This is a genomic window from Lysinibacillus sphaericus (assembly GCF_015844675.1).
Lineage (GTDB): Bacteria > Bacillota > Bacilli > Bacillales_A > Planococcaceae > Lysinibacillus > Lysinibacillus sphaericus_E.
This window is the reverse complement of sequence record NZ_LDGC01000015.1, coordinates 48,761-64,878: the sequence shown is the minus strand read 5'-3', so window position 1 is coordinate 64,878 and position 16,118 is coordinate 48,761. Positions and strand designations below refer to the sequence as shown.

At 36.7% G+C, this 16,118-nt stretch carries 19 protein-coding genes; 17 read left to right on the top strand and 2 right to left on the bottom strand.

What is annotated here, in order from left to right:
* Window positions 1-33 precede the first annotated feature (33 nt).
* From ABE34_RS05870 to ABE34_RS05805, 14 genes are all read left to right on the top strand, one after another.
* Complete coding sequence (locus ABE34_RS05870) at window positions 34-459, top strand: hypothetical protein (protein WP_197141083.1); 426 nt, start codon at window positions 34-36, stop codon at window positions 457-459.
* A 60-nt stretch (window positions 460-519) separates the two neighbouring features.
* A complete protein-coding gene (gene aroQ, locus ABE34_RS05865) occupies window positions 520-954 on the top strand; it encodes a type II 3-dehydroquinate dehydratase (protein ID WP_053483682.1) in 435 nt (144 codons plus the stop codon).
* Between the two features lie 2 nt (window positions 955-956).
* Window positions 957-2,018, top strand: a complete 1,062-nt coding sequence (locus tag ABE34_RS05860; protein WP_197141082.1) for a M24 family metallopeptidase — start codon at window positions 957-959, stop codon at window positions 2,016-2,018.
* Between the two features lie 17 nt (window positions 2,019-2,035).
* Complete coding sequence (efp, locus tag ABE34_RS05855; protein WP_197141081.1) at window positions 2,036-2,593, top strand: elongation factor P; 558 nt, start codon at window positions 2,036-2,038, stop codon at window positions 2,591-2,593.
* A gap of 167 nt (window positions 2,594-2,760) precedes the next feature.
* Window positions 2,761-3,768, top strand: a complete 1,008-nt coding sequence (locus ABE34_RS05850; RefSeq protein WP_197141079.1) for an NAD(P)H-dependent flavin oxidoreductase — start codon at window positions 2,761-2,763, stop codon at window positions 3,766-3,768.
* Between the two features lie 300 nt (window positions 3,769-4,068).
* Window positions 4,069-4,278 carry a hypothetical protein gene (locus tag ABE34_RS05845; RefSeq protein ID WP_012295089.1) on the top strand — a complete coding sequence of 70 codons (210 nt, stop codon included), beginning with the start codon at window positions 4,069-4,071 and terminating at the stop codon, window positions 4,276-4,278.
* A 4-nt stretch (window positions 4,279-4,282) separates the two neighbouring features.
* Window positions 4,283-4,660 carry a hypothetical protein gene (locus tag ABE34_RS05840; protein WP_079561815.1) on the top strand — a complete coding sequence of 126 codons (378 nt, stop codon included), beginning with the start codon at window positions 4,283-4,285 and terminating at the stop codon, window positions 4,658-4,660.
* Between the two features lie 12 nt (window positions 4,661-4,672).
* Complete coding sequence (locus ABE34_RS05835; RefSeq protein WP_197141078.1) at window positions 4,673-5,584, top strand: stage III sporulation protein AE; 912 nt, start codon at window positions 4,673-4,675, stop codon at window positions 5,582-5,584.
* A gap of 167 nt (window positions 5,585-5,751) precedes the next feature.
* Window positions 5,752-6,213, top strand: coding sequence for a hypothetical protein (locus ABE34_RS05830; protein WP_241747197.1), 462 nt, complete (start codon window positions 5,752-5,754; stop codon window positions 6,211-6,213).
* The gene (locus ABE34_RS05825; RefSeq protein ID WP_197141076.1) at window positions 6,214-6,774 is read left to right on the top strand and encodes a SpoIIIAH-like family protein; all 561 of its coding nucleotides are present in this window, start codon (window positions 6,214-6,216) and stop codon (window positions 6,772-6,774) included.
* Between the two features lie 202 nt (window positions 6,775-6,976).
* The gene (gene accB, locus ABE34_RS05820) at window positions 6,977-7,477 is read left to right on the top strand and encodes an acetyl-CoA carboxylase biotin carboxyl carrier protein (RefSeq protein WP_197141075.1); all 501 of its coding nucleotides are present in this window, start codon (window positions 6,977-6,979) and stop codon (window positions 7,475-7,477) included.
* A gap of 12 nt (window positions 7,478-7,489) precedes the next feature.
* Window positions 7,490-8,848, top strand: coding sequence for an acetyl-CoA carboxylase biotin carboxylase subunit (gene accC / locus ABE34_RS05815; RefSeq protein WP_197141074.1), 1,359 nt, complete (start codon window positions 7,490-7,492; stop codon window positions 8,846-8,848).
* A gap of 775 nt (window positions 8,849-9,623) precedes the next feature.
* A complete protein-coding gene (locus tag ABE34_RS05810) occupies window positions 9,624-10,346 on the top strand; it encodes a hypothetical protein (protein WP_197141073.1) in 723 nt (240 codons plus the stop codon).
* A 927-nt stretch (window positions 10,347-11,273) separates the two neighbouring features.
* Entirely contained in the window at window positions 11,274-11,684 is a 411-nt protein-coding gene (locus tag ABE34_RS05805; RefSeq protein WP_079561806.1) for an Asp23/Gls24 family envelope stress response protein, read from the top strand.
* Between the two features lie 86 nt (window positions 11,685-11,770).
* Here ABE34_RS05805 and ABE34_RS05800 read toward each other — a convergent pair whose 3' ends face one another.
* The gene (locus ABE34_RS05800) at window positions 11,771-12,940 is read right to left on the bottom strand and encodes an MFS transporter (RefSeq protein ID WP_197141072.1); all 1,170 of its coding nucleotides are present in this window, start codon (window positions 12,938-12,940) and stop codon (window positions 11,771-11,773) included.
* Window positions 12,941-13,177: 237 nt separating this feature from the next.
* Window positions 13,178-13,345 carry a DUF2197 domain-containing protein gene (locus tag ABE34_RS05795; RefSeq protein WP_197141071.1) on the bottom strand — a complete coding sequence of 56 codons (168 nt, stop codon included), beginning with the start codon at window positions 13,343-13,345 and terminating at the stop codon, window positions 13,178-13,180.
* Window positions 13,346-13,586: 241 nt separating this feature from the next.
* Here ABE34_RS05795 and nusB point away from each other — a divergent pair, with 241 nt between their 5' ends.
* From nusB to ABE34_RS05780, 3 genes are all read left to right on the top strand, one after another.
* Entirely contained in the window at window positions 13,587-13,967 is a 381-nt protein-coding gene (nusB, locus tag ABE34_RS05790) for a transcription antitermination factor NusB (protein WP_197141069.1), read from the top strand.
* Window positions 13,968-14,000: 33 nt separating this feature from the next.
* Window positions 14,001-14,867, top strand: a complete 867-nt coding sequence (gene folD / locus ABE34_RS05785) for a bifunctional methylenetetrahydrofolate dehydrogenase/methenyltetrahydrofolate cyclohydrolase FolD (RefSeq protein ID WP_079561804.1) — start codon at window positions 14,001-14,003, stop codon at window positions 14,865-14,867.
* 142 nt (window positions 14,868-15,009) lie between these two features.
* Window positions 15,010-15,825 carry an undecaprenyl-diphosphate phosphatase gene (locus ABE34_RS05780; RefSeq protein ID WP_197141068.1) on the top strand — a complete coding sequence of 272 codons (816 nt, stop codon included), beginning with the start codon at window positions 15,010-15,012 and terminating at the stop codon, window positions 15,823-15,825.
* Window positions 15,826-16,118 lie beyond the last annotated feature (293 nt).

Here is a 16,118-nt window from a genome sequence, read left to right as displayed (position 1 = left end):
ATTAACTCGTAGTACAAGTTAGGAGGATTTTACTTGAGAGTAGCTAGTATAACATCGCTAGTCGGTGCGCTTGTTTTAGCATTGTGTTTAAAGGGGCTTCATTACTTTCATCTTATTAAATGGAATCCAATAGGTTTTTATAAGAAGTGGGATTTATTCGAAGACAGTTCAAAACTATTTCAATGGAGCTTTTTCATTTTAGTCTTATTCATGATTGGGTTTATATTATACATTACGTTGAGATATGTTTATATTATCCCAGCTGTGCTTTCTTCTTTTTTGCTCGGCCTTATTGTGTCAATCACATTAGAATGGATTGTTCTTGATTTGCCTTTACAATCTTCTTCCTTTAAAAAATTATCGATTCCTTTTATAGTCATTGTTATTTGTCTATTACGTTTCTTGCTTGAAACTGCAAATTTTCATCAGAAGGAGCATACAGCACAAAAAGGAAATTAGTTGCTGTATGCTCCTTGTATGATAAAATAATGGCAAGTACATAGAAAGAGGCGAATATGCGTGAAGTTATTATGTTTGAATGGACCTAACTTAAATCGACTAGGTAAAAGAGAGCCCCATATTTATGGTTATGAGACATTGGAAGATGTGAAAAACAATGTTCAGAATCTTGCGGCGTCTTTAGGTGCTACTGTCGAGTTTCGTCAATCTAATCATGAAGGGGTACTTGTTGATTGGGTACATGAGGCGGAGGACGAAAAATATGATGGTATTATCTTTAATCCCGGTGCATATACCCATACAAGCATAGCTTTACATGATGCAATTGCAGGGATTTCTGTGCCGGTCATAGAAGTACATATTTCAAATATCCATAAACGTGAGGCTTTCCGTCATCATTCTTATCTCGCTCCGGCATGCCTTGGTCAAATCTCTGGACTAGGTACGAAAGGCTATGAACTGGCACTACGCACATTTATTGAGAGGGAGAATTGATTATGTTGAAATTGCAAAAGCTACGTAAGACACTTCAAGAACAAAATCTCGATGGCATTTTAATTACGAACGGATACAACCGCCGTTATATGACTGGTTTTACAGGGACAGCGGGCGTAGCAATCGTGTCTCAAAATGATGCTGTGTTTATCACGGATTTTCGTTACACAGAGCAAGCAGCCGCGCAAATACAGGATTTCCGCATTGTCAAACATGAGGCGACAATCATTGAAGAAATTGCGACGCAAGTAAAAAATATGGGTATCAAATTATTGGGCTTTGAGAAAGATACTGTTAGCTATGGCACATATGAGCTATATAAAAATAAAATTCAAGCTGATTTAGTACCGATTTCTGGGCTAATTGAAAAAATTCGCTTGATTAAGACGCAACAAGAGATTAATATTATTAAGGTTGCGTGTGAAATTGCTGATCACGCATTTACACATATCTTAAACTTCATCAAGCCGGGTAAAACAGAGCTTGAAGTTTCGAATGAATTAGAATTTTTCATGCGTAAACAAGGAGCAACTCAGTCCTCATTTGATACAATTGTTGCGTCTGGTCTTCGCTCAGCTTTACCACATGGTGTAGCAACGAATAAAGTAATTGAAAAAGGCGACTTTGTCACATTAGACTATGGAGCACTTTACAATGGCTATATCTCGGATATTACACGTACTGTTGCAGTAGGCGAGCCATCTGAAAAATTAGTGGATATGTACAACGCAGTCCTTGCTTCCCAGCTTTTAGCACTTGAAAAGGTTGGCCCTGGCTTAACAGGGATTCAAGCAGATGCGATTGCACGTAACTACTTAAAAGAAAAGGGCTATGGCGAGGCATTTGGTCATTCATTAGGGCATGGTATTGGTCTTGAAGTACATGAAGGCCCTGGCTTATCGATGCGTTCAGAAGCGATTCTAGAGCCAGGTATGGCCGTAACGATTGAACCAGGAGTGTATTTGCCAGGAATCGGTGGTGTTCGTATCGAGGACGATATTTTAATCACAGAGACAGGTAATGAACTGCTAACTCATTCGTCAAAAGAACTTATTATTTTATAAACTATGGAGGAACACAAATGATTTCAGTAAACGATTTCCGTACAGGTCTAACAATTGTTGTAGATGGCCAATTATACCGCGTGTTAGATTTCCAACACGTTAAACCAGGTAAAGGTGCTGCGTTCGTACGTTCTAAATTACGTAACCTACGTAACGGTTCAGTAAATGAAAAAACTTTCCGTGCTGGTGAGAAAGTTGAAAAAGCACAAATTGATAACCGTAAAATGCAATACCTTTATGCACAAGGTGACGAGCATGTTTTCATGGACTTAGAATCATATGAGCAAACTGAACTTTCTTCAGCTGCTATTGAATATGAATTAAAATTCCTAAAAGAAAATATGGAAGTGCATATTCAATCATATCAAGGTGAAATGTTAGGTGTTGAATTACCAAACACTGTAACACTAGAAGTAACAGAAACAGAGCCTGGTATAAAAGGTGATACAGCTTCAGGTGGTACAAAACCTGCAACTCTTGAAACAGGTCTTATTGTACAAGTGCCATTCTTTGTTAACCAAGGTGACATGTTAGTAATCAATACTGAAGAAGGTTCTTACGTTTCTCGTGGGTAATGAATAAAAATATCCGACCTACTCTTTTTTTAAAAGGGTAGGTTTTTTTAATATACATATAAAGTAGAGCTAGTTCCCTTTTTAATAATAGAAAAATTTGTTTCTATTATTTAATATGTGGTCATAATTGGAAGATTTGTTTACAATAATAGTAAGGAGTGAATGCTATGCTACAGACAACTTTTGAAATACCATATCCAATAATACAGGCGCCAATGGCTGGTGTAACTACGCCAAAATTTGTGGCTGCCTGTGCAGAACAAGGTGTTTTAGGCTCGATTGGAGCGGGCTATTTAGATGGTGAGCAAACAAAAAGCTTTATTCAGGAAGTTAAGAAGCTAACGAAAAAGCCATTTGGGATTAATTTATTTGTACAAGAAGAACCACGTATTGATATAGATGTTCTTCAAAAAGCTCGAATGGCTTTACAGCCGTTTTATGATGAACTTGGACTATCACCCGTACAAAGTGTCATGTCCAAGGAAGTATTTGAAGAACAAGTACAAGCTGTTCTTGATGAAAATGTAGCCATTTGTTCCTTTACATTTGGTATTCCTTCAGCAGATGTCATTCATCGTTTGAAGGACAACCAAGTTTATGTAATTGGTACAGCTACTACACTAGAGGAAGCAAAGCGTGTAGAACAAGCAGGGATGCAAGCGGTTGTTCTTCAAGGTGGAGAAGCTGGTGGTCATCGTGGTTCCTTCACTGAACCTATGCAATTAATTGATTTGCATGATTTACTGCAGCAAGTGGTAGGACAAATTTCCATACCGATTATTGCTGCTGGAGGCATTGTTACAAAGGAAGATGTAAGCAAAGCACTAGCGATGGGTGCACAAGCGGTCCAAATTGGTACAGCTTTACTTGTAGCAGATGAGTGTGAAATTTCACCTCTTTATAAAAATGCCTTGCTTCAATCGGAAGCACAACAAACGACGATTACACGTGCTTTTTCTGGGAAACCAGCGAGAGGCTTAGCAAATGGTTTTACCGAACGTATGAAGGATGCTACTGTAGCCCCTTATCCATTGCAAAATGATCTAACTACAACTATTCGTAAAGAAAGCGCAAAACAGGGTAAAGCCGACTATTTATCGATGTGGATGGGCGAAAAAAGCTATTTAGTGAAACAACCAGGTACTGTGAAAAGCATAATTGAAAAGTTACTTTAACTTCTTTCAGTAAGAGTTTTCTTAACAAAAGCGAAGCGTCAGCTATAAAACGTCCTCCTCTATAGGTGGTAGCGAATGTAAGTACTTATCAAGGTGTCTAACATCCAGAAAGAAGTTCAGCTCCCAGCGGTTGTTACGCAATTGGGAAGGGGGTCTTTGGGCTGAGCAAAGCCGATCCCGAACGCGATGATGCCGAGGCGTCATTAATTTCATAAAAATACTAAGATCTCTATACGTAAGTATGGAGGTCTTTTTTTTGTGGTAGCGACATATATTGCTGTACACGAGGGGGCGTATGAAATGGAATTACAAGACGTATTAAGAGTCGCGGGAGTGGGACTAGTAGTTGCGCTTCTTCATGTCTTCTTTGATCAAACAGGAAAGAAAGAATTTTCATTTTTCCTATTTTTCATTGCCTATTTATATATGACAGCGGAATTACTGCGATTTTTACGTCTATTTTTTAATGAGATCCTTACATTCTTCCAATGGCTGACCTCATCAGGTTAGGTAAATGGAAATTGTCATCGTTGCTGTTGTCATGCTGCTTTTATTATTGCTTATTAAAGAAGTCATACAGCCACTCCATGCGCTAATTAGTGTAATGTTTTCGTTTTTGCTTTTCGGTATGTTGTTTTCGACACTCTTATTGCCATTCATCAAACAATTACTTGAGACATTAGCTTTTTTGCCTTATGCAAAAGCCATTGTAGTAAGTGCTAGCCTTTTTTATATCGGGCAATGGGTGTCGATGTTGCTGGTAGAACAAAACTATAAAGTACTCGGGCACATCGTCTATGATGGTGTAAAAATTGTTATTTTGTTGTACTGGTTTAAGGAGTTTTTGGCTGTTTTACAGGAGGTGTCGGCCATTTTACAACGGCTAAACTAAGGGGCGAAGACATTGCTAGAGCAAATATTTTCGTTTTTAACGGATCCATTCTTTCTATTGCTGAAGATGACGCTTATTTTATGTGGTTACGTCATTATTATTTTGATTATCAATATGATTTTACCAGAATTTGAAAAAGGGACAAGGATACTTTTTTTTCTTATAGTCCTTGCAACAATAGGACCGGTCGTTGTGAATTCATTTAAATTAATAGACGAAATTGCAAAGGGACTTGCTCATATTTTTACTGCATTTTATCCCATTCTTACTTCAAGCTTCCTTTTATCAAGCAGCATTACAGCGATTGCTTCTTGGCAGCCTTTTTTACTTTTTTTTGTACAAGTATTAACGATTATTAGTAGTAAATGGCTTATTCCGGGAGTTCTTCTTGCCATTGTTTTTGATGTTTGCAGTGTCATTGTTAAAGAAATTTCGTTTACGAGAATTGCTGAATTGATTCGTTTTACCATTATGAGCATCGTCTCTGCATCAGTTATTTGTTACATCATTTTAATGTCGGCGAGTGGCGTTGCGGCTTTTAGTGTCAACGCAGCTGTTGCAGAGCCTGTGAAAAAATTAATAGAGGAAAATATTCCAGTTGTCGGTTCCTTTATAGTAGATAGTTTTTCAATGTTCCAGCATATGACACAATTTTCTTCTTCTATTAGTAGTATTACTGCGTTTATAGCGGTTATTACCGTGTCGTTCATTCCTACAGTGCAGCTTGTTGTTGCTGCCTATTCGTTGAAAATGTTAGCTGCTATTTTAGAGCCAATCGCCTTTGATGATATTTGTAAACTTCTAGATCATGTTAGCAAATCTCTATTTACATTATGTGCTGTATCATTTCTAATTGCTTTTTCGTTTATGTTTTCTTGTTTATTCCTCATCGTTTTTGTGCAAGTTATGGCTGGAGGGAGATAAATTGATTCTTTTATTAGCAATTCTCTTTATCTGTCAGATATTCGTGTTTCTAACCGACGATAAAGAAATAATTTCGCTTACAAAGCTTGTCATTACGTTAGTATTTTTGCAATTGCTATTAAAGATTCCATTTATCAATTCATAGGAGGAAACAAGCGTACATACACTTGAAAAAGAGAAGAGATGAAAGGAGGCAATGTACAAGTGATGTGGAAAAGAAACCAAAAAAAACAACGTCATTTTTAGTCTTAATGCTGATCGCTGCCTCCGTGGGAATTTTCATCATTTTACCAATGTATCAAACGAATACAACGAATGGGCAAGTATCACCGAAAACCAATGAAGAAAAACTTGAACAGACATTGAAGGCTATGAAAGGTGTTGGGGAGGTAAAAATCTATTTTTATTACGGAGATATGACAGATGAGAAGGATGACAATCAACTTTTCAGTCAATATTTTCGAGGAACTGAACAAGGCACGAAAGAAGTAACAGGGATACTAATTGTTTCAAAAGGAGCATCAGATATCTTTGTTAAAAATGAAATTCGTGCGGTTGTTAGTCAAGTAATGCAATTACCGATTCATAGAATTATTATCGTTCCAATGGAAAATAAGGAGGAAAAGTAAATGCGCGTACGTAGAAGAACAGTTTGGTTTATGACATTATTAAGTCTAGTAGCGGTTATTTCAGTGTATTATTTGGTTGATCCAGCAAAACAATTTAATGGACTAACTATTTTCACAGATGACGCATTACAGCAAACTGCAGTAACAGGTGTGACTGATCAAGAAGCAACGAAAGATGGAGAGACGAAGGAAGTATCTTCTCCAAGCCATTTATTTGAAGAGATGCGCATGCAAGTTAGTGATGAAAGAAGCCAGCTTCGTTCGCAATTAGAACAAAAAATCGGTTCACAAGATTATTCAGCAGAAGATAAAAGTAAAGCTTATAATGAGATGGATAGCCTTATAAAACAAGAATCCTCTGAAGCAATGTTAGAAATGCTTATTAAATCTTTAGGTTATTCCGATGCATTTGTACGAGCAGACGGTGATAAAGTACAGGTAACTGTTATGGCGGAGGAGCTATCAAAAGCTCAAGCGAATGAAATTATTTATTTAGTGAGAACAGAAATGGAAGGCGCAAATGACGTCCTAGTAAAATTCAGTGCAAATAGTAGCAATTAAAAATAACAAGAAAACTACTAATATTCTGTTTATTTGAAATCATTGTTATATATCAGTATCATGAAAAGGCTTTCGTTTAGTAAAAGAAAGCCTTTTGTTTTGTTCATATTTACTTAATTTGCATTAAAGTATTTCAAATTGTTCGAAAAAAATATAGAATAGTGCTTGTAGTAGATTTTATTTCATAAGGAGAGTTAGGAAAATGTTCAAAATTCAAGAAATTCGTGAAATCATTAAATTGGTAGATTCTTCTTCAATTGACGAGTTCGTTTATGAAGCAGATGGGGCAAAAGTTAAATTAAAAAAGAATGGTGTTGTTGTTACTGAAACTGTAGCACCTAAAAAAGAAGTAGCGGCACCTGTTGTACAACAATCTGCACCAGCAGCAGCTCCTGTAGCACCAGCTGCTCCAGCAAAAGCTGAAGAAGCACCAGCTGCAGCACCAGTAAATAACGACCCATCGTTACATAAAATTGTATCTCCGATGGTCGGTACTTTTTATCAATCTCCAAACCCAGATTCACCAGCTTACGTTAAAATGGGGGACAAAGTTGGTAATGAAACAATCGTATGTATCGTAGAAGCTATGAAACTATTCAACGAAATTGAAGCAGAAGTTCAAGGGGAAATCGTTGAAGTACTTGTTAAAGACGGTGAATTAGTAGAATACGGACAACCGTTATTCCTTGTAAAAGCTGAGTAAGGAGTGCACATTATGAAAAAAGTTTTAATTGCAAACCGCGGCGAAATCGCTGTGCGTATCATTCGTGCTTGTAAAGAGTTAGGCATTCAATCTGTTGCCGTATATTCAGAAGCAGACGCAGACGCATTACATGTGAAATTAGCAGACGAAGCATATTGCATCGGACCAAAGTTATCGAAAGATTCATATCTGAGCTTCCCAGCTTTACTGAGCGTAGCAGAAAAAACAGGTGCAGACGGTATCCATCCAGGTTACGGTTTCGTATCTGAAAACGCTGACTTCGCTGAAGCTTGTGAAAACGCAGGTATTAAGTTCATTGGACCTTCATCAGATTCAATTAAAATTATGGGTATTAAAGATGTTGCACGTACAACAATGGAAGCAGCAGGTGTACCGCTTGTTCCAGGTACTGGTATTGTTCCAGATATCGAAACAGGTAAAGAATGGGCTGCTAAAATTGGGTACCCAGTGATCATCAAAGCAACTGCTGGTGGTGGCGGTAAAGGTATCCGTGTAGCACGTACAGAAGAAGACCTTGTAAAAGGCATTGAAATTACGCAAAAAGAGGCTGCTGCAGCATTCGGTAACCCTGGCGTATATTTAGAAAAATTCATCGAGTACTTCCGTCACTGTGAAATCCAAGTATTAGCGGATGGCTATGGTAACGTTGTACATTTAGGTGAACGTGACTGTACAGTTCAACGTCGTATGCAGAAATTAGTAGAGGAAGCTCCGTCTCCAGCGCTATCTTCAGAGCGTCGTGCTGAGATGGGTGCGGCTGCCGTTAAAGCTGCACAAGCTTGTAACTATGAAGGTGCTGGAACAATCGAGTTTATTTATGACTATCGAGAAGATAAATTCTACTTCATGGAAATGAATACTCGTATTCAAGTAGAACACCCAGTAACTGAAATGATTTCTGGTGTTGATCTTGTACAACAACAATTAAAAATTGCATCTGGTGAAAAACTTCCTTTCACTCAAGATGATATTCAATTAAATGGATGGGCGATTGAATGCCGTATTAACGCAGAAAATGCTTATAAAAACTTCATGCCATCAGCTGGTACTGTAGATACTTATGTAACTCCAGGTGGCTACGGTGTACGTATTGACTCTGCAGTTTATGCTGGTTATACAATCCCACCATACTATGATTCTATGGTTGCAAAACTAATTGTTCATGCCAATACACGTGAAGAAGCGATTGCCAAAATGAATCGTGCGCTTAGCGAATTCGAAGTATCTGGTCCTGGGATCAATACAACAATTCCATTCCACCAAGCATTGATGAACAATGACGTTTTCAAATCAGCACAATTTAATACGAAGTTCCTAGAAGAGAATGATGTTTTGGGGACAAGTAAGTAATTGGTTTCGTGGTTTTTGGGAATAGAATAGGGAATAGAACACCTATCAAAGTTTGCAATTTTATTACCTTCTAACTTTTATTAGTTAGGAGGTTTTTTTATGGCTAAAAATAAGCAAAGAACAGGCATATTTGATTTGAATAACATTTCAGTAATTATATAGCTTCCGACCTTTAATGGAGCATTTCAACAGGATGACACAGAGCTAATTGCACCACCGGAAATTTTAGTGGATGTAACCGAGGTGAAAGAAGGGAATCAAAGTCGCTAATGCACTACTAATCATAGTGGTGTTGCAGTTGAACATGACATACAAAACCTATGAGCAACGGTAGCGATAGAAACGACTATAAGGGATAATCATGTTTAGGGTGTTCGTGGGGCTTGAGCATATGTAGCTACACCGTAGTTCGTTTAATTATAACCAACAAATTCAGAGGGCTTCATATCAAGTGCCTGAGCTAATAAAAAAAGTAGTGATGGTTGGTTACTTAATGTTTCGCTCAAAGGTTCTATCTATACTACTTCTATGAGCGAAGTCTTCTTGTGAAATCTTTAGGGTTTTGCGAACTCGCTTTACTACAGTTCCGAATGTAAGGTATTCAATTTTATTCAAGAGAAAAGTCTCCTTTTTAAATCAATGACAATGGTACTTAAGTTGACAAACCGTGTACTATGGTCTGTAAAATTAGCTTTGTATTAAAAATATACTAATATAGTCATAAGTGTAGTAAAATGGTTTTATAGACTGTAGTATTAGTTTTGGGGGAATCAAGATGCAGAAAAAAGAAATTAATGTTGTGAAAGTGAGCAATCAGTACAAAAAGTTCCTAATGTCAACATTATGTTTATTAACTCTTGTCGGTTGTACTAATCAAGAAACTACGAAAAAGTTAAATGAAAATGGAAAATTACATGAAACAAAGCAAACAGAAGAAAAATCAGTTGAAGACCAAAAGCGTCAAGAAAAAGCTAAAAATATTGAAAAACATATAATTAAGCTTATAGATGAAGAAAGTTACTGGGATGTAATTCCCTATTATAAAGAGTCGTTTATTGAAAGTCCTGATTTAGAAATCAAACCAACAGATAAAACAATTGAACTTTATAATCTTGCCGTTCAAAGGTATTTTGAAGGAGAGGAAACGTTTAGTATCTATGATTACGAAATTTTACCTTTAGATAATGGTGATTTAAGTGAAGAAGTTAAATCATTTATATATCAAAAATTTTCAACAGATATAGAAGAACTTGAAGCATCTATAAAAAAAGAAAAAGCTGAAAATCATGAAAGATATGCAAACGTTAAAGCAGAACGTGAAGCAAATCGTATTTACATAGGAATGACAAAAGAGCAAGTTCTCAATACCAATTGGGGTGAACCTGACGATATTAACCGAACGATTACTTCTAACCATACGTCAGAGCAATGGGTGTATTCAGATTACGGGAAATATTTGTATTTTGAAGATGGAATATTGGTAACAATACAAGATTAAAAATTTAATGTAGTTAAAATAATTTGAAGATAGAGTGAATCGCTCTATCTTTTTTTAATGCCGTGCCAAAAGCTTACAGTCACTCTACAAGACACATTGCCGAAGCCATGAAAAATTGGCCGACTGCTTTAATGCAGCGTCATGTGCATTTCCTAACTATTAATGTAAAAAAATAATTGAAATCTAGAATATCCTGCATTGTTTGCATATCGGATTGTGACGTATTTGGAAAGTTGTGCGGGATGAATGTGTGAGGTGCAACAAATACACATCACTGTTATTTACTATTTTATTTAATAGAAGATGATAGTATTGCGTTATGAAATCATTCTATTCTTAAATATCCGTATAATTCTTGCTCTTTAAGGGTTTCTCATCGTTTAAGATCAAATGCGATTGGCTGGATAGAGACAATGGACTATTGAGGGTATATATCAACACATTCTATCGCCTCATGAGCTTCTCGATGAAAGTTATCTTCAATTGCTGGAGGGTTTTGACCTTTCATTTAAAAATAAAGCAGTACGAGTTTGGTTTTGTACGATGCTACCTGCAATTATTTTAACTATTGTCCTTACTATTGTTTTGCCTAATGAGCAAAGTAGATATGTTTCATTAGGTTTATCACTAGTTACAATCTTATACTTTATCTGGTTTGTGATTTATTCTAAAAAGAAACGCAAATAAAATGGCGAAGAAATCTTTATAATCTTCGCCTTATCGATAAACTTCGTTAATTTATCGAATAAAACTTTGGATTTATCGCCTAACTTTTTTTATTTATCACCCAATTTCTTTAATTTATCGACATAAACTAGATCCAAATAAATTAAAGCGTCTTTACGAAGCCAAACTTTCCTTTTTATAGTATAATAAGCGTAAGTACAGCATTTGTTTGTGATGTGTAAGGGAAAGGATGATATTTGTATGGCAGAGAAAGTAGGACAATCTTTCGTACAACCAACGCCTTCTGGTAAAGAAGAACTTGGGAAAATTGAAGTAGCAGCGGAAGTAATCGAGGTTGTTGCTGGAATCGCAGTGAACGAGGTAGAAGGGGTCGCTGCAACTCGCGGTAATATTGCTACGGGCGTAGTTGAACGCTTCGGTAAAAAAGTTCACAATAAAGGCATTAAATCGGGTGTTACTGAAACTGGTGAGATTGCCATTGATGTATTTTGCTCTGTAAAATACGGCTATACAATCCCAAAAGTGGCGAAGGAAGTTCAAACTCAAATTCGCCAAGCGATTTTTAATATGACTGCACTTGAAACAGCTGAAGTGAATGTCCATATTACTGGCATTCTCTTTGAAAAAGAAGAAGTAGCTGTGCAAGAATAAAAAGAAGGGTTGCCCTGTAAAAGGTAACCCTTCTTTTTTACGTTGTTCACGGAAATTGTTCAGCAGTGATTAGTATAGTTACTTTATTATATTTCAATTTGTTTTGGCTTTCTCCAAAACAGAGCAAGGATAACGCCGAGTGTTAAAACAATTGTTGCAAAGTAATACGGATAGTTCAAATTGATATCGAACAATACACCACCTAAAATAGGACCGAATATATTTCCAAGACTTGTAAACATGGAGTTCATGCCACCAACGAATCCTTGTTCATTACCAGCGATTTTAGATAAATAAGAGGTAACGGCAGGACGAATTAAATCGAAACCGACGAAAATAAAGAATGTGACAAATAATATTGCGAAATAGTGGCTTACGAATGTCATAGCAAATGTTAAAACAGCAGATAGGATGAGTGAATAACGGATAAGATTAATCTCGCCCATTTTCTTTGTCAGCCAATCGAATAATACTAGCTGAGCAAGAGCCCCAACTACTCCGCTTCCCGTAATAATAATCGCGATATCTGAAGGTGTAAATGCGAATTTATGATCCACAAATAGACTAAATAACGATTCAAATGCAGCTAAACCAAATGATAGTACGAAAATAAGCACGAATGGAATAAGGTATAGTGGGCTAAAAATACGCTTCACACTGCCTAAAATTGATGGTGCAGACTGTTCATCATCATCAGCACGTGTCGGTTCTTTTAGTAAAATAAATGACAAGATCGCTGCTAAAAACCCAAGTATACCGGCAGCATAAAATGGGATGCGCGTTCCGAATTCGGCTAAAAATCCACCGATACCAGGTCCGATAATGAAGCCAGTACTAATCGCTGCACTCATATAACCCAAAGCCTTTGGACGTTGTGACAAGGTTGTAATATCAGCGATATATGCAGTTACCGCAGGCATGATGAAAGCAGCACTGATACCGCCTAACATACGTGAGATAAAGAGCATTTCAACTGAGCGTCCAAGACCAAATAATAGCTCTGAAAAACCGAAAATAAATAGACCCGCAACGATCATAATTTTACGGCCAATGGTATCCACCATTTTACCGGAAATCGGTGAGACGATAAGCTGAGTGATAGCAAATGCGGCCACCATATAGCCAACGACAGAGCCTGAAATTTTTAGCTCATTCATGAGTGTTGGTAGCACAGGTATAACTAAACCAATACCTAAAAAGGCAATGAATAAATTCGATAATAAAATACTTAAGGTTAAAAGTTGTTTCTTATTCATACTGTTCTCCTTCAATCTTTCACGATACATGAATCAAAATCTACTAGAATATTTCCACGTAATACAATAAACCCTATAGTAACTATAGGGTCAAAAGATTTGTTTCAAAAGATTTGTTTTAACTTCTTTCAGCCGGTCCGGGTGCAATTTCCTATGCTTAATTAATTTTTATAGTGTGGAAGTATTCGTTCGCGGCTATACAAAGTGTTTTTTATTTCTTTAACGCTCCGTTGTTTACTAGTAAGAGCTAAAGAAGTTTCGTATCGCATCAAATCGAATTTTATGTTTACAATCATCGCAGTAAAATAGGTGCGATTTGCGTTCTTTGAATTGTTTATATTGTTCCTCGCCTTCATATAACTTGAAAGTTCTTTTGCAGCTTGTACATATAACTTCATATTGCATAATAAACACCTCAAAAGATGATAATTAATTTCCTTAATTATAACATTCTTGGTATTTAAATAATAAAGGTTAATTTTAAATTTCAATATATTTCTTAGTAAAGTTAAATGCAGGGTGTTAAAATAAGCGAAAAGTTGCTTGAAAAAGGTATCAGATTATTTAAAACTTGCTTGAATTCGTGTTTCTCTTACGAATTTATGCTATTATAAACCTTAATGCCACTTAAGAAGGAGAGCTTTACATGAAACGACATGAAGCACGCGAAAAAGCGTTGCAAGTTTTGTTTCAGCTAGACAATACCGATCTAACAGTAGAAGAAGCAATGGGTCATATTAAAGGCCAACCAACAAATGTCTTCTATGAAAAGATTGTTACTGGAACAGTTGAACATTTGGGGGAAATCGATGCTGCTTTAGAACAGCATCTTGAAAAGTGGTCGCTTGCCCGTTTACCTAAAATTGAAAGAACGGTTTTACGTCTAGCTGTATACGAGATTTTATACATGCCAGAAACACCAAAAAGAGTAGTACTTAATGAAGCAATCGAGTTATGCAAAACATTTGGCGACGATGGTTCGTCTAAATTTGTTAATGGCGTACTTTCTAAATTTACAGAACAATAACATGTGTTGAATTGGAAGGAGTAACTAAGGTCTATGTCAAGTGCAATTATTAATGGTAAAGAAATTGGTCAAGAAATTCGTAATTCAGTAGCAGAGCGAGTAACGCGTTTAAAAGAGCAAGGATTAACACCAGGCTTAGCGGTTGTTTTAGTAGGAGACAACCAAGCCTCGGCTACATATGTGAGAAATAAGCAAAAATCTTGTGAAGCTATCGGTATGTTTTCAGAGCTAATCAAACTACCAGAAGAAACTACACAAGAATCATTATTAGCACAAATTGAATTATTAAATAATCGTGAAGATATTCATGGTATTTTAGTACAATTACCACTCCCAAAACATATTGATGAGGATATTGTTATTGCCACAATTGCTGTTGAAAAAGACGTTGATGGCTTCTCACCGGTAAGTGTTGGGAAAATGATGCTTGGCCAAGAAACATTTTTGCCTTGTACACCGTTTGGCGTAATGAAGCTTCTTGAATTTTCAGGAATCGAAATAGCAGGAAAGCATGCGGTCATCGTAGGGCGTAGTCATATCGTTGGGAAACCAATGGGACAACTTCTACTACAAAAGGATGCAACTGTGACATATACGCATTCCAAAACACCAAATTTACCTTCGTTCACTAAACAGGCAGATATTTTAATTGCGGCAGTTGGACGTGCGAACTTTATTACGAAAGAGCATGTTAAAGAAGGCGCAGTTGTTATAGATGTTGGAATCAATCGTGATGAAAACAACAAGCTTTGCGGTGATGTAAACTTCAATGAGGTTGATGGAATTGCGTCTCATATAACACCTGTACCAGGCGGTGTAGGTCCAATGACAATTACGATGTTACTATTCAACACAGTTCAAGCAGCAGAAAATAAGCTTGAACATATCGTTAAGCTATAATTTTGAATGACTCTTTATAAAAAGCTATCTCAATTTTTAATTGAGGTAGCTTTTTTGTATGATTAAGTATTTCGAGAACTTTTACGTTGTTTTTAACGTCTAATATAACGTTTGGGTCATACATATGAATAGGGAGGTTTTTATGGAAAACATAGATTTAATATTGATTTTCAAACATATTATTATCGGTCTTGTCCAAGGGTTTACCGAGCCAATTCCTGTATCATCAAGCGGGCATGTTATGATTGCAAGTGAAATTCTTGGTCTTGGTGAGCAAGGATTTACTTTTGCTATTTTAACGAACACAGCTTCTTTACTAGCTATTGTTTATATTTATCGAGAGGATATTATCCGACTCATCACAAATTTTTTCCTTTATCTTAAAACGGGAGAGAATCGTTATAAAGCGGATTTCCGTTTTTCCATATTCATTGTGATCGGTTCTATTCCAGCGGGTATTTTAGGTGTTTTATTAAGTGATGTTATTGCGGATAATGTTAGTATGACAACGATTGCACTTATGTTATTTGTGACAGGTATTGCCTTATGGCTAATCCGTAATATGCGTGGTACGAAAAGGGATGCGGATTTGACTGCGAAAGACGCAATCATCGTAGGTCTTGGTCAAGCTGTAGCATTAACTCCTGGTATTAGTCGTTCAGGAGCAACGATTATTTCAGCCATTGCGGTTGGTATGAAACAGGAAACTGCTTTACGATTTTCCTTCATGCTTTATATTCCTGTAAGTCTTGGTGGGGTTGTCCTTGGGATTTCTGATTTTTTAGATGAGCCAAATAAAAGTGCATTAGCAATTCCTTATGCTGCGACATTTATTGCGACATTATTTATGACTTATTTTGCAATGCGTTGGTTTATGGGAATCATGAAAAGCGGGAAGCTTAGCTACTTTACATATTATTGCTTTCTTGTAGGTACGCTTCTTTTAATATTTTATTAATTTAAAAGCCTCATAACTTTAATTAGTTGTGAGGCTTTCTTGTTTGTTGGGAAAATGAAATGGTAGGTATTCGACTTCTATCCAACATTTCGACGATTGTGTCTGTCGTTCCGCAGATCCATCCGTCGTTTCTTCTTCATACCGTCGCTCTGGTGGTTCAATCCGTCACTTGACCAGTTTTATCCGTCGCTCCGGCAGATCCATCCGTCGTCCAAGCTGCATTTTTCCCTCACTCCGTCCTCTTACCGTCATTCTGTCGTTTCAATCCGCCACCCCACCTCTATTATCCGCTC